Below are 19,010 nucleotides of genomic sequence, written 5' to 3'. Positions count from 1 at the left end.
ATGTTTGAGAAACGTTACCTTGTTTTAGAAGATGGTTCACATTATACAGGTTTTAAGTTAGGGTCTGACAAATTAACACGCGGTGAAATTGTATTCAACACTGCAATGACAGGTTATCAAGAAACCATTTCTGACCCCTCATATACAGGCCAAATCATTACATTTACGTATCCTTTAATCGGTAATTACGGCATTAACCACGATGACTTTGAATCACTTACACCAAGCCTTAATGGTGTCGTCGTGAAAGAAGCGTGCACAATGCCGAGTAACTTTAGAGCACAGAAATCATTTGACGATGTATTGAAAGAATATGATATTCCAGGTATTAGTGGCGTGGATACGCGCAGCATCACGAAAAAAATTCGTCAACATGGTGTGCTCAAAGCAGCATTTGTCGATGATCCATCAGAAATTGAAACAACTGTGACAGCACTCAAAACAGCAGAATTTCCAAGAACTGAAGTGCCAACTGTCTCTACGAAAACGCCTTACGTCTCAACAGGATTTGACTTGCGCGTTGTACTTGTGGACTTCGGAAAGAAGCAAAATATTGTCCGTGAATTGAATGCACGTGGCTGTGAGGTAACGGTCGTACCATATGACACTTCTGCAGATACAATTATTAAAATGGCGCCAGACGGTGTCATGTTATCAAATGGTCCTGGTGATCCGGATGACGTGACAGTTGCACTTGATATGATTAACGGTATTTTAGGGCGCATTCCATTTTTCGGCATTTGTCTTGGTCATCAACTTTTTGCGCTCAGTCAAGGTGCGAAATCGTTCAAGATGAAATTCGGACATAGAGGTGCCAACCACCCTGTTAAAGATTTGGCGACAGGTAAAATCGCACTCACAAGTCAAAACCACGGTTATGCAATCGACGCGGATTCTGTGGCTGCAACAGATTTAGAAATTACACATATCGCCTTAAATGATGGCACGGTTGAAGGCTTGAAACACCGTACGTTACCAGCATTTTCGGTACAATACCATCCAGAAGCTTGCCCAGGTCCAACAGATTCTAATTACTTATTTGATCAATTTGTAGAAATGATGCAACAAAATAAGCAAAAGGAGCGCGTTACACATGCCTAAAAGAAATGATATTCAAACGATTTTAGTGATTGGCTCAGGTCCTATCATCATTGGTCAAGCAGCAGAATTTGACTATGCAGGGACACAAGCATGTCTCGCACTCAAAGAAGAAGGTTACCGTGTCATTTTAGTTAACTCAAACCCTGCGACGATTATGACGGATAAAGAAATTGCTGACAAAGTTTACATCGAACCGCTCACACACGATTTTATTGCACGCATTATCCGTAAAGAACAACCGGATGCACTTTTACCGACGCTCGGTGGACAAACAGGGCTCAACATGGCGATCGAATTACATAATAGTGGGGTCTTAGCTGAAAATAACGTCACACTGCTCGGTACGAAATTGTCATCTATTGAACAAGCAGAAGACCGTGAATTGTTCCGCTCGTTAATGAATGACTTGAATGTGCCAGTACCTGAAAGTGACATTGTGAATACACTTGAACAAGCCTTTGCATTTAAAGAAGCAGTCGGTTATCCGTTAATCGTACGTCCAGCATTTACGATGGGCGGTACAGGGGGCGGCATTTGTCATAATGATGAAGAACTCCGTGAAGTCGTTTCTAACGGATTAAAATATAGTCCGGCTACGCAATGTTTAATTGAAAAGTCGATCGCAGGCTTTAAAGAAATTGAATATGAAGTGATGCGTGACAAAAATGATAACGCGATTGTCGTATGTAACATGGAAAACATTGATCCAGTCGGTATTCATACGGGTGACTCAGTCGTTGTTGCACCAAGTCAAACATTGTCAGACGTGGAATATCAAATGTTGCGTGACGTGTCATTAAAAGTCATTCGTGCACTAGAAATTGAAGGGGGATGTAACGTACAGCTCGCCTTGGATCCGCATTCCATGCAGTTTTACATTATAGAAGTGAATCCGCGCGTATCCCGTTCGTCGGCACTCGCTTCAAAAGCAACAGGGTATCCGATTGCGAAACTCGCTGCGAAAATTGCGGTAGGTCTGACTCTAGATGAGATGAAAAATCCAGTTACTGGCACATCTTACGCGGCATTCGAACCAAGTTTAGACTATATCGTATCGAAAATCCCACGTTTTCCATTCGATAAGTTCGAAAAAGGTGAACGCGAACTCGGTACACAAATGAAAGCGACAGGGGAAGTCATGTCGATTGGTCGCACGTACGAAGAATCTTTATTAAAAGCAATTCGTTCTTTAGAATACGGCGTGCATCATCTTGGCTTACCTAATGGTGAATCTTTTGACTTAGAGTACATTAAGGCACGTATTCAAGCGCAAGATGATGAAAGATTGTTCTTCATTGGTGAAGCGATTCGTCGTGGCACAACACTTGAAGAATTACATGAAATGACGAAAATCGATTACTTCTTCTTAAATAAATTCAAAAATATTATCGATATGGAACATGCATTGAAGGCACATCCAGGCGATATTGATTACTTAAGATTTGCAAAACGTTTTGGTTTTAGCGACCGCGTCATTGCACATCGTTTTGAAATGACAGAAGCAGAAGTGTATAAGTTACGTCAACAGCACAACATTTGCCCTGTGTATAAAATGGTCGATACGTGTGCAGCAGAGTTTGAATCCACAACACCTTACTTTTATGGTACCTATGAAGAAGAAAATGAATCGCTCGTCACTGAAAAAGAGAAAATCATCGTACTCGGCTCAGGGCCTATTCGTATCGGTCAAGGGGTAGAATTCGACTATGCAACAGTACACGCTGTATGGGCAATTCAAAATGCTGGTTATGAAGCGATTATTATTAACAATAACCCGGAAACGGTATCGACAGACTTCTCAATTTCAGACAAGTTGTATTTCGAGCCACTCACAGAAGAAGATGTGATGAACATCATTAATCTAGAACAACCTAAAGGCGTCGTCGTGCAATTCGGTGGTCAAACAGCGATCAACTTAGCGGACAAATTAGCGAAATACGGCGTAAAAATTTTAGGTACATCACTTGAAGATTTAAACCGTGCTGAAGACCGTAAAGAATTTGAAGCGTTACTGAACAAAATCGACGTGCCTCAGCCGAAAGGGAAAACAGCGACATCGGCTCAAGAAGCACTCGATAATGCACGCGATATCGGTTATCCTGTTGTGGTCCGTCCATCATACGTGCTCGGTGGTCGTGCGATGGAAATTGTGTACAATGATGCAGAACTTGAAAACTATATGAATGAAGCGGTGAAAGCCAGTCCAGAACATCCCGTACTCGTGGACCGTTATTTAACAGGTAAAGAAATTGAAGTGGATGCCATTTCTGACGGAGAAACAGTTATGATTCCAGGGATAATGGAACATATCGAGCGTGCAGGTGTTCACTCAGGTGACTCTATCGCAGTATATCCGCCACAAACGTTAAGTCAAGACGTCATTGATACGTTGGAAGCTTATACAATCAAATTAGCGAAAGGGCTCAACGTTATCGGTTTAATCAATATCCAATTCGTCCTCGCACATGATGGGGTTTATGTGCTAGAAGTGAATCCGCGAGCGAGCCGTACTGTGCCGTTCTTAAGTAAAATTACAGAAATTCAAATGGCACAACTCGCAATGCAAGCGATTATAGGTCAAAAACTAACAGCGCTCGGTTATCAACCAGGCATTCAACCGTATAAAGAAGGGGTATTTGTTAAAGCACCGGTATTCAGCTTTAATAAATTGAAAAATGTCGACATCACACTTGGACCTGAAATGAAATCAACAGGAGAAGTGATGGGTCGCGACATTACGTTAGAAAAGGCGCTATATAAAGGATTAACAGCAGCAGGGATGGAAGTCAAAGATTACGGTACAGCATTGATTACCGTCAGCGATAAAGATAAAGAAGAAATGGTTAAAATTGCGAAGCGTTTAAGTGAAGTAGGCTACAAAATCGTGGCAACAGCAGGCACAGCGGCTACGTTGAAAGATCATGGCATCAACGTTGAAACGGTAGGAAAAATTGGAGGCCACGACGATTTGATTACAAAAATTCAAGACGGTTCAGTCCAACTTGTCATTAACACGATGACAAAAGGTAAAACAATTGAACGTGACGGATTCCAAATCCGCCGTGCATCAGTTGAAAATGGGGTGCCTTGTCTCACTTCACTCGATACAGCGAACGCATTAACAAATGTTATTGAAAGCATGACATTTTCAATGAGAAATATGTAGGAGGTCAAAAGCGGTGGAAAAATTAACAGTGGTTTCAAATGCACCTATTGCAGAACGCATTTATGAATTAACAGTCAAAGGGCCGGTTGTTGAAAAACTTCAGCAACCTGGTCAGTTCGTGCATATTAAAGCTGGAGAAGGCTCATTACACATGTTGCGTCGACCGATTTCGATTTGTCATATCGATCAAGCGCAACAACAATTTACAATGCTATTTCGTGCTGAAGGGGAAGGCACAAAGCGTATTGCTGCCTTAAATGAAGGCGACGAAATTGATATTTTAGCACCACTAGGTAATGGTTTTCCAGTAGACAAAGCGAAGAAAAAAGCTTTACTCGTCGGAGGGGGCATCGGTGTTCCGCCGCTTTATGAACTTTCGAAACAACTCAATGAACGAGGCATCGAAACAGTACATGTTTTAGGTTTCCGTTCTGCTAAAGATGTGTTTTATCAACAACAATTTGAGGCATTAGGAGAAACGCACATTGTTACAGAAGATGGCTCATTAGGTACAACAGGTTTTGTCACAACGGTCATTGATGCACTTCCAGTCGATTATGACATTTTTTACACGTGTGGGCCGTTACCCATGTTAAAGGCGTTAACACAGTTAGAAACGTTGAAAGATGTGCCGGGTTACATTTCATTAGAGGAGCGCATGGGCTGCGGTGTCGGTGCATGCTTTGCGTGTGTTTGTCACGTACCAGAAAGTCCAACAGATTATGTGAAAGTGTGTACAGATGGACCAGTATTTGAAAGAGGGGCGGTTGTACTATGAGTCGATTAGCAGTAAAAATTCCAGGATTATCGTTAAAAAATCCGATTATGCCGGCAAGTGGGTGTTTCGCATTCGGTGCGGAATACGGTCAGTTTTACGATTTGTCTGAGTTAGGGGCCATCATGATTAAAGCTGCAACGAAAGAAGCACGTTTTGGCAATGAAACGCCACGTGTCGCGGAAACAGATAGTGGGATGTTGAATGCGATTGGACTGCAAAATCCAGGCGTCCATCATATTATTGATCATGAACTTAAAGCATTAGCACAACACGACGTTCCAATTATTGCAAATGTAGCCGGCTCGATGGAAGAAGACTATGTATACGTAGCTGAACACATTTCCAAAGCACCAAATGTGAAAGCGTTAGAACTGAATATCTCCTGTCCAAACGTAAAAGAAGGTGGCATGCAGTTCGGTGTAGACCCGACCATCGCCTCTGAATTAACACGTAAAGTAAAAGCAGTGTCTGAAGTACCTGTTTATGTGAAACTGTCGCCTAATGTAACAAACATTGTTGAAATGGCGGAAGCGATCGCACAGTATGCAGACGGTTTAACGATGATTAATACACTTGTCGGTATGAGAATTGACGCACGCACAGGCAAACCAATTATTTATAACGTTACGGGTGGTTTAAGTGGGCCAGCGATTAAGCCAGTCGCATTAAGAATGGTGCATGACGTTCGTAAAGCTTTACCTGATATTCCAATTATCGCAATGGGTGGCGTCCAAAATGCGCAAGACGTCATTGATTACGTGTCAGTCGGTGCAGATGCAGTGGCAGTCGGAACAGCAAACTTCCAAAATCCAATGGTCTGCAAAGAAATTATCGATACTTTACCTGAATATTTAGATGCCTTAAATGTGCATCATATTTCAGAACTTAAAGGTCGTACATTGAAAGGATTGCAGTAACATGAGACAAGATCCGATTATCGCCTTAGATTTTGCAACCGAAGCAGAAGTGATGTCATTTTTAGCGCAATTTGACGAACCATTATTCGTCAAAATTGGTATGGAATTATTTTATCAGACGGGACCAGCACTCATTGATCAAATTAAAGCACTTGGTCATGACATCTTTTTAGACTTAAAATTGCACGACATTCCGAATACGGTCGGTAAAGCGATGGAAGGTCTTGCAAAGTTGAACGTGGATCTCGTCAATGTCCATGCAGCTGGTGGTACAGTCATGATGCAACGTGCAGTGGAAGGGTTACGTCGACACAACAAAGCTATTAAAATCATCGCCGTCACACAATTAACATCTACATCTGAACAACAGTTGCATGAAGAACAAAATATCCAAACGTCGATGGAAACAGCCGTCTTAAACTATGCTAGCCTTGCGCAACAAGCAGGCTTAGATGGTGTCGTATGTTCACCGTTAGAAACGACAATGATTCGCGAACATTGCGGCGACGACTTCTTAAAAGTGACACCAGGTATTCGTCTAGCTAATAGTGCAAAAGACGATCAGCAACGCATCACAACACCTGAAAAAGCACGTCAGCTCGGTTCGACACATATTGTTGTCGGTCGCCCGATTACACAAAGCGACAATCCAGTACAAAGTTATCATCAAATTAAAGAAAGTTGGTTAAATGCATGTCAAAATTAATCGCAAAAGCATTATTAGATATCGAAGCCGTATCATTATCACCGAATGAAATGTATACATGGAGTTCCGGTATTCAATCACCTATTTATTGTGATAACCGTGTCACACTCGGATATCCAGAAGTACGTACCGCGATCCGTGACGGCTTAATTGAACTGATTGAACAACATTTTGCTGATGTCGAAATCGTTTCAGGAACAGCAACAGCCGGCATTCCACATGCGGCATATATTTCAGATAAAATGAATTTGCCAATGAATTATGTGCGTTCAAAAAGTAAAAGTCATGGCAAGCAAAATCAAATTGAAGGCGCGCGCAGTGAAGGTAAAAAAGTAGTGGTCATTGAAGATTTAATTTCAACTGGTGGCTCTTGCATCACAGCTGTTGAAGCCTTACAAGAAGCGGGTGCTGAAGTGTTAGGTGTCGTTGCAATTTTCACATACGGTTTAAATAAAGCTGGCGAAACGTTTAAAGCAGCCGGTGTCCCTTTCTATACGTTAAGCAACTATGACGAGCTAATTGAAGTCGCACGTGAAGAAGACCAAATTTCAGAAGATGACATTCAGACATTAGTCGAATGGCGTAATCAATTATAAGCAGAAAAAGAAGCTGGTTCATATCCCCAGCTTCTTTTTGTATTTGTTAATATAACGAATTAGTTGCGAACTGCACAATAAAACATTACTGAAAACCTATTGTGATGAGAAGAAAATCCTCCTATACGCCATCGTTTAGGTTTAGCGTTCGATGACTTCTTTTAAACGTGTAAACTATTATCTTAAGTACCAACGTAAAAAGAGCCAACCGCCAATTAAGATCAATAAAAATACTAAAAGAGGGATTAATAAATGCATACTAATCATAAAATAACCTCCAAAAATGATTTAACACTATTGTAACCGGTTATAATATAGAGTGAAAGCAAAAACAATAGAAATAGAAATAAACACTTCACAGTATGACGCAGTTGTAACTGATGATTGTGAATTTCAAAATGAAAGTATCGCTTGACATTTGAGGAGGACCGGTTATGAAAATACCTAAAATTACGACGTTTTTAATGTTTAATGGTGACGCTGAAGAAGCAATTCAACGTTATACATCATTATTTGAAGATAGCGAGATTATTACAATGGTGAAATACGATGACACGATTCCAGAACAAGCAGGAAAAGTACAACATTCTATTTTTACATTAAATGGTCAAGTCTTTATGGCGATTGATAATATGAATGGCACGGATATTGAAATGAACCCAGCGATGTCATTGTATGTGACAGTGAAAGATCAATTTGAAATGGATACATTATATCATGGTTTAAAAGATGGTGGCGCGATATTAATGCCGAAAACAGCAATGCCACCACAATTTCGTGAATTCGCCTGGGTTCAAGATAAATTCGGCGTGAACTTCCAACTCGCCTTACCAGAATCAAAGAAATAACAATAGAATAAGATAAGCAAAAATCCGAGTCTTTCGTTACGTGTGACGAAAAGGCTCGGATTTTTATGTTGATATTTAATCTTTTACGCTTCTTCAGCTTTCAATCGACGAATCATGTCATAATCCGGCGTTGCGTAAAGCGTCTTCTGGTTATCGTACGTTACAAATCCAGGTTTACTGCCACTCGGCTTATGCACATTGCGAATTGTTGTATAATCCACTGGAATTTGTCCCGATTGCCCCGCCTTTGAAAAGTACGCTGCAATCATCGCCGCTTCTTCAATCGTTTTGTCACTTGGCACATCATTTAAAATCACGACATGGCTTCCTGGAATATCTTTTGTATGGAACCATAAATGCGATTTTTGCGCATGTTTATTCGTTAAATAATCATTTTGCTTATTATTTTTACCGACTAAAATCGTATCGCCATCAGTCGAAACGTAGGATTGTAACTGGATTTTTTGTTGCTTTTTCTTTTTTTGCTTTTTCTTTTGTTTGATAAAGCCTTGTTCTGCTAGTTCTTCACGAATATCGTCAATTTCATGAACTTGAATGTGTGACAACTGTTGCTCGATATTTTCAAAATAAGCGATATTTTCTTCCGTTAAAGTAATTTGATGGGTCAATTCGCGCTCACGTGTTTTCATTCGGTTGTATTGCTTGTAATAGTATTGCGCATTTTCAGCAGGTGACTTTTGTGGATTTAACGGAATAGTCACGTTTTCTCCTGTATAATAATTTACTGTTTCTAACTGGCGATCTCCAGGTTTGAGTTGATAAATATTCGCTGTGATTAACTCGCCGTACAATTGTTGATTTTCTTTTTCTTCAGTCCCCGCTTGTTCATCGACGAGCTTACTTAATTTATTTTGATATTTTTGAAGTAATTGTTGGACGAGTTTGACTAAATCGTTTGCACGTTGTTTGACGCGTTCACGTTCACCGCGTGCATCATAAAAACGGTCGAGCAGTTCATGGAGTGAATCATATGTGACGCAATCATCGTAAAACTGATGTAACTTCATAAAATAAAAGTCTTCTTTACCTGTTTCGTTATTTTTATGAAATACCGGTTGGGGTGTCGCTTTCGTTTCGGCCATCACTTCGTCAAAAGCTTCAGGTAAAGTTTGTGTGGTCATAAAATGGCGCCTTGATGTGATTTCTTTTGTGATTAACGGTGAAAAACCTTCAAACGTTTGAAGCAGTTGGCGATCAATTTTGCCCGCATTGAAATCAATATGTTGGAGCACTTGCGCACCAGTATACGCATAAGGGTTCTGTTTATGTTGTGTTGGCGGCACTTCATATTGAAAACCTGGCATCACGGTTCTAAATTGATTCGTATTTGGTGTAAGGTGTTTAAAACCTTCTAAAATTTTACGTTCTTCATTAACGAGAATGAGATTACTATGTTTTCCCATAATTTCTAAAATCACTGTACGATGAATCGTGTCACCAATTTCATCTTTACTTTCCACGTCCATTTCGATGCGACGGTCATTTCCGATTTGGCGAATGGCAAGGATACGTCCACCTTCTAAATGTTTACGAAAGACGCGCGCAAACATCGGCGGTTCAAATGGATTATCATATTTTTTTGTAGTGAGGTGAATCCGTGCAAAATTCGGGTGAATCGACAACAACAATTGATGATTTTGGCGTTGCTGTCTTATAACCATGATGATTGTATCGTTTTCCGGTTGATTGATTTTATGAATACGCCCAGAAACGAGAAATTGTAAATCTTCTACCATTTTTCTTGTAAACATACCATCAAATGCCATAATTATCTGCCACCTTTAAAAATTTTCATTACATTATTATAACATGCCTATCCATGCACGTCAGAACTAAAGTTTTCGCTTGGCCCTCTATGCAATTCAATAAAAATTGTGGTAAGATATGTTAATAAATAGAAGAATAGCGAAGAAAGGTCGTAAGGCATGGATACTGAAAAAGGCTTACTAATAGTACTCTCAGGCCCTTCTGGTGTTGGCAAGGGCACAGTTAGAAAACGTATTTTTGATGATCCACACACATCTTATAAATATTCTATCTCGATGACAACGCGTCAAATGCGAGAAGGTGAACAAGATGGCGTTGATTATTTTTTCAAAACGAGAGAAGAATTTGAAAAACTCATTGAAGCAGATGAGTTTATTGAATACGCAGAGTATGTAGGAAATTATTACGGCACACCCGTGCAATATGTTAAAGATACGATGAATGCAGGTCATGATGTATTTTTAGAGATTGAAGTTGAAGGGGCCAAGCAAGTGCGCAAGAAATTTCCAGATGCGCTATTTATCTTTTTAGCACCACCAAGTCTAGACCATTTAACAGAGCGTTTAATCGGTCGTGGAACAGAATCAAAAGAAAAAATTGAAAGTCGCGTAAAAGAAGCGAAAAAAGAAGTTGAGATGATGAATCTTTACGATTATGTTGTCGTAAACGATGAAGTGGATCTAGCGAAAGACCGCATTCAGTCCATTGTTGAAGCTGAACATTTAAAGCGAGAACGCATTGAAGCGAAATACAGAAAAATGTTATTGGAGGCCAAAAAATAATGTTATACCCACCGTTACACCATTTACAAGATAAAATTAACTCAAAATATTTAATTGCGACAACAGCCGCTAAACGTGCACGTGAGTTACAAGCTGACCCTGATCATTTATTATTAGATCGTTATGAAAGCAAAAAAACAGTAGGCCGTGCGTTAGAAGAAATTGCCGCAAGCAAAATTCATCCACACGTTGATGAATCACACTTTTAATTCAATACAATCGATAAATGCATATGACATTTAAAATACGCTTTTCAAAGTTGTCTCTATCCGTTGAGATGAATTTGAAAGGCGTTTTTTACATTGATTGTATATTTTGGTTCTTTATCAAACGTCGGTGAATGAGACGATAAAATGACATAGTCTATATCTATTATTAGTAGTTTCTAACGCATGATTTACATAGCCTGTACGTTTTTATGAACATGTAATCCTAAATTTTGAGTGATTTTTAAATTTTTAACTTTAATTCCTAGTATTTCTGATATATCATTACACATAGGCACAATATCTCCTTAATCGTCGGTTTGGTCACTTACAATTATAGAGATATTTGTGCTTTTTTAATATCAATAATTAAAATAACGGTCAGTGAATCTCTCACCAACCGTTAAAAATATACAACCTATAACCGCACGTGTCTTCAGAACTACGGATTTTCGCCATGCCATGAAATTACTATTATGCTAGCTAGTTAACATAACACAACTGATTCTTTTAAACATGGGGTTAACCGCTTATTTTTCAACTTTGCAACAGAACCAGAAATAAGCTAATTGTATTTAACGTATTTAAACAATGTTAATTTATCTGATAAAATAGCCTCGCCATATTTTTTAAAACCTAAAGATTCATAGAAATGATGATTTCTAAAGCTTTTGTGTGGTGTATAGACAGTCCATTTGTTTTTATTAGTCAATTTTTCAAAAATCATTTTCATAACTACTTTTCCAATTCCATTATTTTGTTTATTCGGAGATATAAAAATTTTATATAAATGTTGACTGTCTTTTTTTTCTTTGATTTCAAAAGCACCTATTATATTTTCGTCTAAAAAAATCGTAAAATGATGATTTGTACATATATCATTCTGTAAATCTTCTAAGGTTTCATAATATGGACTGGTTTCATAATCTTCATATTCTAAAAAGTCATTTCTAAAGCATTGCTTTTGCATTTCTAAAATAAAATCCGCATTCTTCAAGGTAGTTTTTTTAAAATAAACCGCCATATCTTACACACTCTCCATTCTTTTATTATATACTGTGTAAAGCGTTAAAATCGCAAAAATACTTAATAATAGAAGTATTATAAAAATGAAATAAGTATTTAAGTATTGGCTAATCATTAGAGTCAATGATGCAATTAAAGAAGAACTCTGCGTGGCCAGTGATCCTAGAGCTGAATAGGATCCTTTTTTATCTAGATTCATAATATTCACTTGCGCTACTTGATAAGAGGGGGCGAATACCAATTCTCCTAAAGAAGCGATTATAATAAGTAGTATCATTAAATATATATTATTGGTTGTTAACATGAAGAGATACGAAAAGGAGTAAAAACTTGTTCCAATAAGTAAGACGTACTTCACTTTATAACGTTCCATATATTTACCTATATATATAGATAATAATAGAATAATAAAAGTATTTATTACTTGCAAAAAGGCAATAGTTTTTGCAGCATCAAACGAATAATTACCGATTGAATTTATTATATTATTTTCACTTAAATTTACACTTACTATATTAGTTAAGTGCCATTCACTACTGAATATAATACCTCCAGCTAATATAAAATATAAAAAACTTTTATCCCTTATTGCATATGAATAATTATAAAAAATTTTTTTGATTGATGGGTTTTCCTTGATACTAGATTTCTCTTTTTCGTAATTTCTCATGTATTTATAATAGATTATAGAAACTATTAAGGTCGATAATCCAGCAATTATATATATATAATTTGAGTATTCTTTAAAAAAAATTCCACCTATAGATATTCCTAATGCTACTGAAAGGTTAACTAACCAATAATTATATCTAAAGACTTTTCTTCTGTTATTATCTGATGTTGCTTCAATTATCATTGCTGAAAGGGAAGGTTTGTATAATGAGGAAAATATACTATTTAATAAAAAGAAAAAATAATAAGATATATAAACAAAACCGACATTGATATACCAATGGAAATCAAACTTAAACTATTTAATAAAATACCAGTAACTAAAACGTTCTTTTTATTAAAAATATCTGCTAAATATCCTCCGAATAAATTTGAAGCTACATTTAATATAATAGAAAAAGTTAAAACTATTCCTGAAACAAAAGGGGTAGTTTTTTCAGCAAAATAAATAGCCATAAATGGGATAACAGCCATATTGAACAATCGTGTAACAAACCCACAAATTAGTCTTAATCTAATAGTGACATTAAAATTGAAAAATTCCATATATGCTCTCCTGATTTAAAGTTAAAAAAATCCAGGTTCAAAAATCATTTTCAATAGAGTTTTATACGTTTTATATGTAATAATTCCTAATTTTTCAACTCTTCTCAAATGATACTTTATTAAATTGGTATTGGAAGTTACTTCCTCTCTATCTTTAAAAAACATTGAGGCAAATGTTAAAGCTAAACTTTGAATATCCTGTTCAAAAACATTTAATTTATCTGATTTTACTTTGAAACCAGGAGTGTTGTTTTCAGTATAAGTAGTACTTTCACCAAAACCTGAATATTCTAAGTCTATAAAGTAAAGTTTATTGTCATTTTTATTGTACATAATATTAACTGACGAAATATCACCAATATAAAAGTTGATTTTATGAACGCATTTTACTTGCTCTATTAATTTAAATAGAAATTCTTCTTTTTTTTCTTTAGTTGGTAGATAGTGGTTTAAAAGATTATTATTTTCAAAGATATCAAATAAGGTATATCCATTTATATATTCAACTACAGTAAAAAAATGACCAGAATCAAAAAAGCTCTCTTTTGTTTTAGGTACGTTCAACAAATTTGACATATTATTAAAGTTGTTGAATTCATTCTTTCTATAAACAACACTATCATCTTTTAAATTTGCAGAATATCCAACATATGGTCTAGCTTCTTTAATAATATACTTTTCATTATTCTTATTTACTCCTAAATATACTCCTCCAGTATTTGATAGATGTATGCACTTTTCAATTTTATATGTTTTTAATAGATAATTACTCTCTTGATTATCAACAACTGGAAAAGGTTCTTCAATCCAATCAGGTAATTCATATAAAGAACGATTATTGTCTATATAAAATTTACCATTTTTAGTTATTTTATATGGTGCTTCTTCTTTCATGCGTCCATATCTATAATATAAAGTGCTCGAACCACTATATTGTTTATCACTTAAAATATATGGTCCTTTATATTTTTCACCTAACAATTCATTTAAATCATACAAGGCTTTTTTGAATATAAATTCTGTAGGAGGATAAATAGTAATAAATTTTCCTGAAGAAAATCTATCAAAGTCTTTTTTTAAAGAAGCATAATAATCTTCTTTTTTAAAAATATATTTATAGGTTAGCTCATTCTCAATACAATACGCTTCTACTATATTTAATAATTCTTGAGCTGTTAAAGGCTCACTAGATATATGTATTTTAAAACCATAAGAAGGTAAATTGTTAATTGATCCTACTAACTTATAAATTTTTTTTCGAATCACTCCATTAGTTAAAGAGTTAAAATAAGCCAATTTATTATATCTCCTTTTTATAACATAAATTATAGAGAACGCTAACTAGCGTCCTCTATAATTATGTACTTTTATGGTGTAGTACCTGGATAAGATTTTTTTGAATTTTCAGATTAAAAAGTTTGTAAATTTAAAATCTCTTTCATATTTAACACCTCCTTTAAAGTTAATGTATTTAAATATTATCACACAAAAAAAAAGGAAATCAATGAATTTTCAGAAATTTATGAATGTGGGAATTTTAGGATTAATCCAACTATTACCTATATACAATTAAATTCACTTTTTACTTATTCAGTTTTTTCGACTTTGCAACAGAACCATCAAAATAAATTCAGTGTTTGGCTATAAGAATATAATGTAAAATACAAGCATATTTCATTATTAGTATGGTGACAGAAATTTCTGGAATTTTAGGAATTGAATTTAAATGATTTCTAGGGTGTTTATAAGTGAATATAAAAAACGTACTGAACCACAAAAACGTTGCTTAATGTGTTATCGTCTCACTAACCGATATTGATACAGAACCCTGCAAAATCTTTGTTACATATGAGATTTCTGTACTGCTTAAACATCCAATCCGAATTCCATCAAATGTATATTTGAATCGAACCAAAATGAGTTGAGACAAGTCCATAGAGCGCGATTTTATAATGACAATCGTGTAGAATTCAGAACAATAATCAATGAAGCGTATCTGATTTAAAATATAATAATTTAAATCGCTGAAATTTTTATGTCCGATGCTATGATTCTAAAAAGCAACGTCATATGAAACAAAACGTTAAATATATTATAATGCTTTTAAGAGTGAAAAAAACAGGAGTGGAAATGATGAAAAATATTTTGCTAGCTGTAACAGGCGGTATCGCTGCATATAAAGCCATAGATTTAACAAGTAAACTGACACAAGGGGGTTATGATGTGCGCGTCATGTTGACAGAGCATGCACAACAATTCGTAACACCATTATCATTTCAAGCGATTAGTCGTAACGCAGTTTATACGAATACGTTTTTAGAAGAGAATCCAGCTGAAATCCAACATATTGCTTTAGGAGATTGGGCGGATGCGATTGTCGTTGCACCCGCGACAGCGAACATCATTTCAAAATTAAGTCACGGTATTGCGGACGATATGGTGACGACGACGTTATTAGCGACGACGACACCTAAATTTATGGCGCCTGCAATGAATGTCCATATGTTTGAAAATCCGCGAATTCAAGCTAATATTCAAACACTCATAGACGATGGTTATCATTTTATCGAACCGGGAGAAGGCTTTTTAGCATGTGGTTACGTAGCGAAAGGACGTATGGCGGAACCTCTCGAAATTAAAGCAGTCATCGATCGACAAGGTCAGAAAAATGCAGAAAAGATACAATCGGCATATTTCCGTGATAAAAAAGTGCTTGTTACTGCAGGGCCAACTATCGAAACGATTGACCCTGTACGTTTTGTATCGAACAGAGCATCAGGGAAAATGGGATACGCCATCGCAGAGGCACTTCAAAAAGTCGGTGCAGAGGTAACTCTAGTAACTGGACCTACGTCAATCGAAGCACCACGTCATGTCGAAGTCGTACAAGTGACGACAGCTGAAGATATGTTTCAAGCGGTAAGGCAGCGTTTCAAGCAACAAGATATTATATTCAAAACTGCTGCCGTATCAGATTACACACCGGTTGATCCGTTGCCACATAAAATGAAAAAGCAAAACGGTGATGTGACTGTCACGTTCAAACGTACACAAGACATTTTGAAATATTTAGGTGAACACAAAACGACACAAAAACTGGTAGGCTTTGCTGCAGAAACACAAAATATGGAAAGCTACGCACAAGACAAACTCGCGCGTAAAAATGCAGATGTCATTATTGCGAACAATGTGGGCGATACGTCTATTGGTTTTAGTTCAGACAACAATGAAGTGTCACTTTATTTTAAAGACGGGACATTTGAAACGCTTCAAAAAGGCCCTAAAAAGAAATTGGCTTTCCAAATCTTATCAATTTTAGAAAGTAGATGGGATGTATGATCGCGCAAGTCATTGTAGACGTTGCCTCGAAAAGTGTAGATAAAAGGTTTGATTACGCCATACCCGCTGATTTAGAAAATATCGTTCAGCCGGGGGTTCGTGTCATTGTGCCATTCGGCCCGCGCAAAATTCAAGGGTACGTCATGCGATGTGTACCGGATGAAGAAGCGGAATATGATTTGGAGAAATTAAGACCGATTTTAGAAGTGAAAGATATTCAGCCAGAACTGACGACAGAACTCGTCCAATTAAGTGAATGGTATAGCCGTTATTTTTTATCGAAGCGCATCTCTATTCTTGAAGCGATGTTGCCCAGTGCGATTAAAGCGAAATATTCAAAAGCATTCAAGTTAAAAGAGGATGCGGATTTGCCTGATGAAGTGGTGGCGTATTTTAATAATGAAGGGCTGTACTATTATAAAGACGCGCAACAAGATGAAAATATTGAACAGCTCATACCGTATTTGAAAGAAGGCTATATTGAAGCTGTTACGATATTATCGCAAAATACGACGAAGAAAAAGCGACGTGCGGTCAGAGTGGTGTCTACAGAAATGGCTGAAGCGTATTTGGAAACCGCGCAAAAGAAACAAAAGCAGTATGAGGTCCTCGTATTTTTACTCGATGAACGTCACCGTGATGTATTGTTGCAAGAATTATTAGAAATGGCATTTTCTACTTCAGCCATCAATACGTTAGAAAAACAAGGTATAATCGAAAAATATGATGCGATTGTGGAACGAAACCCATATGAAGGACGTGTTTTTGAGAAAGAACAAAAACGTGAGCTCACGCCAGAACAACAAGTCGCATATGACACTTTACTGCATTCGGTCCGTCAACAACAAGCTGAAACGTTTTTACTACATGGCGTAACGGGTTCCGGCAAAACAGAAGTGTATCTCCAAATTATTGAAGATGTCCTCACACAAGGTAAAGAGGCGATGATGCTCGTGCCAGAAATCGCTTTAACACCGCAAATGGTATTACGATTTAAACGACGCTTTGGTGATGAAGTAGCCGTCCTACACTCTGCTTTGTCGAACGGCGAACGTTATGATGAATGGCAAAAAATTCGTGATGGCCGTGCACGTGTCAGTGTTGGCGCGCGTTCGAGTGTATTTGCGCCGTTTAAAAATCTTGGCATGATTATTATTGATGAAGAGCACGAATCGACATACAAGCAAGAAGATTATCCGCGTTATCATGCAAAAGATATTGCAGAGTGGCGCAGTCGATATCATCAATGTCCACTCGTGTTAGGCAGTGCGACACCAAGTTTGGAAAGTTATGCACGTGCCGAAAAAGGCGTTTATACGTTATTGTCAATGCCGTCACGTGTCAACCAACAGCCATTACCTGATGTTGAGATTTTAGACATGAGAGAAGAACTGGCAAATGGAAACCGTTCCATGTTTTCAGCACGTCTCGTTGAAGCGATCGAACAACGACTTGCGCGCAAAGAACAAGTCGTCCTCTTTTTGAATCGTCGTGGGTATGCATCATTTATGTTGTGTCGCGACTGTGGTCATGTGCCACAATGTCCGAATTGTGATATTTCATTAACGTATCACAAATCGAGTGACCAATTGAAATGTCACTATTGTGGTTATCAAGAACAAGCACCGTTTCAGTGTCCGAACTGCGAAAGTGAACATATTCGTCAAATGGGGACAGGGACCCAACGTGTAGAAGAATTGCTGCAACAACAATTCCCTGACGCCCGAACGATTCGCATGGATGTTGATACGACGACCAAAAAAGGCAGTCATGAAAAATTATTGAAACAGTTTGGTGAAGGGAACGGCGACATATTGTTAGGCACACAGATGATTGCGAAAGGATTGGACTTTCCGAATATTACCCTCGTTGGCGTACTGAATGCAGATACGATGTTGAATTTGCCTGATTTTCGCTCGAGTGAACGGACTTTTCAAATTTTGACGCAAGTCGCAGGACGTGCAGGACGTCATGAGAAAAAAGGGGAAGTGATCATTCAAACGTATAATCCGGACCATTACGCGATTAAAGACGTACAACAAAATGATTATTTGAATTTTTACCAAAAAGAAATGCAGTATCGTAAGTTAGGACAATATCCGCCTTACTATTATTTAATTAACTTTACAATCACGCATGAAAAGACGAAAGAAGTCCTACAAGCAGCAACACATATTCATCAAATTTTGTTGCAACATTTAACAGATAAAGCATTCATATTAGGGCCGTCACCGTCAGTTATTCCGCGTATTAACAACGAGTACCGCTTCCAAATATTAGTGAAATACAAAAGTGAACCGTCACTCATCCATGCATTGACGTATTTAGATGACTATTACCACGAAATGTTTGTGAAAAATAAGTTGGGGCTTAAAATAGATATCAATCCTTATATGATGATGTAATAGATTGGACTAAGTATTCATATGCCAGTGTTTTGATACAGTGATATGGTAATCGAATATGATTCATGCAACAAAAGGGCAAATAGCTTAATGTGATAGATTTTTAATTGATCATTGAGTAGTTTGTCCCTTTT

16 protein-coding genes and 1 pseudogene are annotated in these 19,010 nt (G+C 37.1%); 12 read left to right on the top strand and 5 right to left on the bottom strand.

Translation table 11 applies throughout. The features are described 5' to 3' along the window. The 7 genes from P3U61_RS07715 to P3U61_RS07685 all read left to right on the top strand — a co-directional run bounded on the left by P3U61_RS07715 (position 1) and on the right by P3U61_RS07685 (position 8,112). Positions 1-1,101 carry a carbamoyl phosphate synthase small subunit gene (locus tag P3U61_RS07715; RefSeq protein WP_014614155.1) on the top strand — a complete coding sequence of 367 codons (1,101 nt, stop codon included), beginning with the start codon at positions 1-3 and terminating at the stop codon, positions 1,099-1,101. Then, positions 1,094-4,267 (top strand): carbamoyl-phosphate synthase large subunit, encoded by a 3,174-nt coding sequence (gene carB, locus P3U61_RS07710; RefSeq protein WP_014614154.1) that lies wholly within the window; start codon positions 1,094-1,096, stop codon positions 4,265-4,267. Before P3U61_RS07715 ends, carB begins: the two co-directional genes overlap by 8 nt. A 13-nt stretch (positions 4,268-4,280) precedes the next feature. Continuing rightward, positions 4,281-5,045 (top strand): dihydroorotate dehydrogenase electron transfer subunit, encoded by a 765-nt coding sequence (locus P3U61_RS07705; protein WP_014614153.1) that lies wholly within the window; start codon positions 4,281-4,283, stop codon positions 5,043-5,045. Beyond that, complete coding sequence (locus P3U61_RS07700; protein ID WP_014614152.1) at positions 5,042-5,962, top strand: dihydroorotate dehydrogenase; 921 nt, start codon at positions 5,042-5,044, stop codon at positions 5,960-5,962. Before P3U61_RS07705 ends, P3U61_RS07700 begins: the two co-directional genes overlap by 4 nt. Position 5,963: 1 nt before the next feature. Next, positions 5,964-6,668: an orotidine-5'-phosphate decarboxylase gene (pyrF, locus tag P3U61_RS07695; protein ID WP_014614151.1), complete on the top strand. Its 705-nt coding sequence runs from the start codon at positions 5,964-5,966 to the stop codon at positions 6,666-6,668. Continuing rightward, entirely contained in the window at positions 6,656-7,264 is a 609-nt protein-coding gene (pyrE, locus tag P3U61_RS07690) for an orotate phosphoribosyltransferase (protein WP_014614150.1), read from the top strand. The genes pyrF and pyrE overlap by 13 nt, the downstream gene beginning before the upstream one ends. 434 nt (positions 7,265-7,698) lie before the next feature. Further along, positions 7,699-8,112, top strand: a complete 414-nt coding sequence (locus tag P3U61_RS07685; protein ID WP_014614149.1) for a VOC family protein — start codon at positions 7,699-7,701, stop codon at positions 8,110-8,112. Between the two features lie 83 nt (positions 8,113-8,195). Here the strand turns inward: P3U61_RS07685 and P3U61_RS07680 are convergent, their stop codons facing one another. After that, positions 8,196-9,899 (bottom strand): Rqc2 family fibronectin-binding protein, encoded by a 1,704-nt coding sequence (locus P3U61_RS07680; protein WP_065354400.1) that lies wholly within the window; start codon positions 9,897-9,899, stop codon positions 8,196-8,198. A gap of 159 nt (positions 9,900-10,058) precedes the next feature. On the opposite strand from P3U61_RS07680, the gene gmk reads away from it, so the two are divergent. The 3 genes and pseudogenes from gmk to P3U61_RS07665 form a co-directional block, all read left to right on the top strand. Then, positions 10,059-10,682 (top strand): guanylate kinase, encoded by a 624-nt coding sequence (gene gmk / locus P3U61_RS07675; RefSeq protein ID WP_014614147.1) that lies wholly within the window; start codon positions 10,059-10,061, stop codon positions 10,680-10,682. Beyond that, positions 10,682-10,891: a DNA-directed RNA polymerase subunit omega gene (rpoZ, locus tag P3U61_RS07670; protein WP_014614146.1), complete on the top strand. Its 210-nt coding sequence runs from the start codon at positions 10,682-10,684 to the stop codon at positions 10,889-10,891. Before gmk ends, rpoZ begins: the two co-directional genes overlap by 1 nt. A 407-nt stretch (positions 10,892-11,298) precedes the next feature. Beyond that, positions 11,299-11,379, top strand: a pseudogene (locus P3U61_RS07665) (IS6 family transposase); the annotation flags it as partial. A 74-nt stretch (positions 11,380-11,453) separates the two neighbouring features. Here P3U61_RS07665 and P3U61_RS07660 read toward each other — a convergent pair. Genes P3U61_RS07660 through P3U61_RS07645 form a run of 4 tightly spaced genes read right to left on the bottom strand, consistent with a single transcriptional unit; the run spans position 11,454 to position 14,428 of the window. After that, a complete protein-coding gene (locus tag P3U61_RS07660) occupies positions 11,454-11,912 on the bottom strand; it encodes a GNAT family N-acetyltransferase (protein ID WP_037543219.1) in 459 nt (152 codons plus the stop codon). A 3-nt stretch (positions 11,913-11,915) separates the two neighbouring features. After that, the gene (locus tag P3U61_RS07655; protein ID WP_323695727.1) at positions 11,916-12,806 is read right to left on the bottom strand and encodes an MFS transporter; all 891 of its coding nucleotides are present in this window, start codon (positions 12,804-12,806) and stop codon (positions 11,916-11,918) included. Positions 12,807-12,811: 5 nt separating this feature from the next. Then, positions 12,812-13,132 (bottom strand): MFS transporter, encoded by a 321-nt coding sequence (locus P3U61_RS07650; RefSeq protein WP_323695685.1) that lies wholly within the window; start codon positions 13,130-13,132, stop codon positions 12,812-12,814. 21 nt (positions 13,133-13,153) lie between these two features. Next, positions 13,154-14,428: a class III lanthionine synthetase LanKC N-terminal domain-containing protein gene (locus tag P3U61_RS07645; RefSeq protein ID WP_063284602.1), complete on the bottom strand. Its 1,275-nt coding sequence runs from the start codon at positions 14,426-14,428 to the stop codon at positions 13,154-13,156. Between the two features lie 837 nt (positions 14,429-15,265). Between P3U61_RS07645 and coaBC the strand changes: the two genes are divergently transcribed. Further along, the gene (gene coaBC, locus P3U61_RS07640) at positions 15,266-16,471 is read left to right on the top strand and encodes a bifunctional phosphopantothenoylcysteine decarboxylase/phosphopantothenate--cysteine ligase CoaBC (RefSeq protein ID WP_041613233.1); all 1,206 of its coding nucleotides are present in this window, start codon (positions 15,266-15,268) and stop codon (positions 16,469-16,471) included. Continuing rightward, the gene (gene priA, locus P3U61_RS07635) at positions 16,468-18,876 is read left to right on the top strand and encodes a primosomal protein N' (protein WP_014614144.1); all 2,409 of its coding nucleotides are present in this window, start codon (positions 16,468-16,470) and stop codon (positions 18,874-18,876) included. Before coaBC ends, priA begins: the two co-directional genes overlap by 4 nt. Positions 18,877-19,010 lie beyond the last annotated feature (134 nt).

The sequence above is a fragment of the Staphylococcus pseudintermedius genome, from assembly GCF_034042775.1.
Lineage (GTDB): Bacteria > Bacillota > Bacilli > Staphylococcales > Staphylococcaceae > Staphylococcus > Staphylococcus pseudintermedius.
Note: the sequence above shows the minus strand (reverse complement) of the source record. Positions and strands in the feature narration are given on the sequence as shown.

What these genes read in the sequence shown, in the direction of transcription:
- P3U61_RS07715 (WP_014614155.1), top strand. Translation starts at nt 1, where the DNA reads ATGTTTGAGAAACGTTACCTTGTTTTAGAAGATGGTTCACATTATACA.
- carB (WP_014614154.1), top strand. Translation starts at nt 1,094, where the DNA reads ATGCCTAAAAGAAATGATATTCAAACGATTTTAGTGATTGGCTCAGGT.
- P3U61_RS07700 (WP_014614152.1), top strand. Translation starts at nt 5,042, where the DNA reads ATGAGTCGATTAGCAGTAAAAATTCCAGGATTATCGTTAAAAAATCCG.
- pyrF (WP_014614151.1), top strand. Translation starts at nt 5,964, where the DNA reads ATGAGACAAGATCCGATTATCGCCTTAGATTTTGCAACCGAAGCAGAA.
- pyrE (WP_014614150.1), top strand. Translation starts at nt 6,656, where the DNA reads ATGTCAAAATTAATCGCAAAAGCATTATTAGATATCGAAGCCGTATCA.
- P3U61_RS07685 (WP_014614149.1), top strand. Translation starts at nt 7,699, where the DNA reads ATGAAAATACCTAAAATTACGACGTTTTTAATGTTTAATGGTGACGCT.
- P3U61_RS07680 (WP_065354400.1), bottom strand. Translation starts at nt 9,899, where the DNA reads ATGGCATTTGATGGTATGTTTACAAGAAAAATGGTAGAAGATTTACAA.
- gmk (WP_014614147.1), top strand. Translation starts at nt 10,059, where the DNA reads ATGGATACTGAAAAAGGCTTACTAATAGTACTCTCAGGCCCTTCTGGT.
- rpoZ (WP_014614146.1), top strand. Translation starts at nt 10,682, where the DNA reads ATGTTATACCCACCGTTACACCATTTACAAGATAAAATTAACTCAAAA.
- P3U61_RS07660 (WP_037543219.1), bottom strand. Translation starts at nt 11,912, where the DNA reads ATGGCGGTTTATTTTAAAAAAACTACCTTGAAGAATGCGGATTTTATT.
- P3U61_RS07650 (WP_323695685.1), bottom strand. Translation starts at nt 13,132, where the DNA reads ATGGAATTTTTCAATTTTAATGTCACTATTAGATTAAGACTAATTTGT.
- coaBC (WP_041613233.1), top strand. Translation starts at nt 15,266, where the DNA reads ATGAAAAATATTTTGCTAGCTGTAACAGGCGGTATCGCTGCATATAAA.
- priA (WP_014614144.1), top strand. Translation starts at nt 16,468, where the DNA reads ATGATCGCGCAAGTCATTGTAGACGTTGCCTCGAAAAGTGTAGATAAA.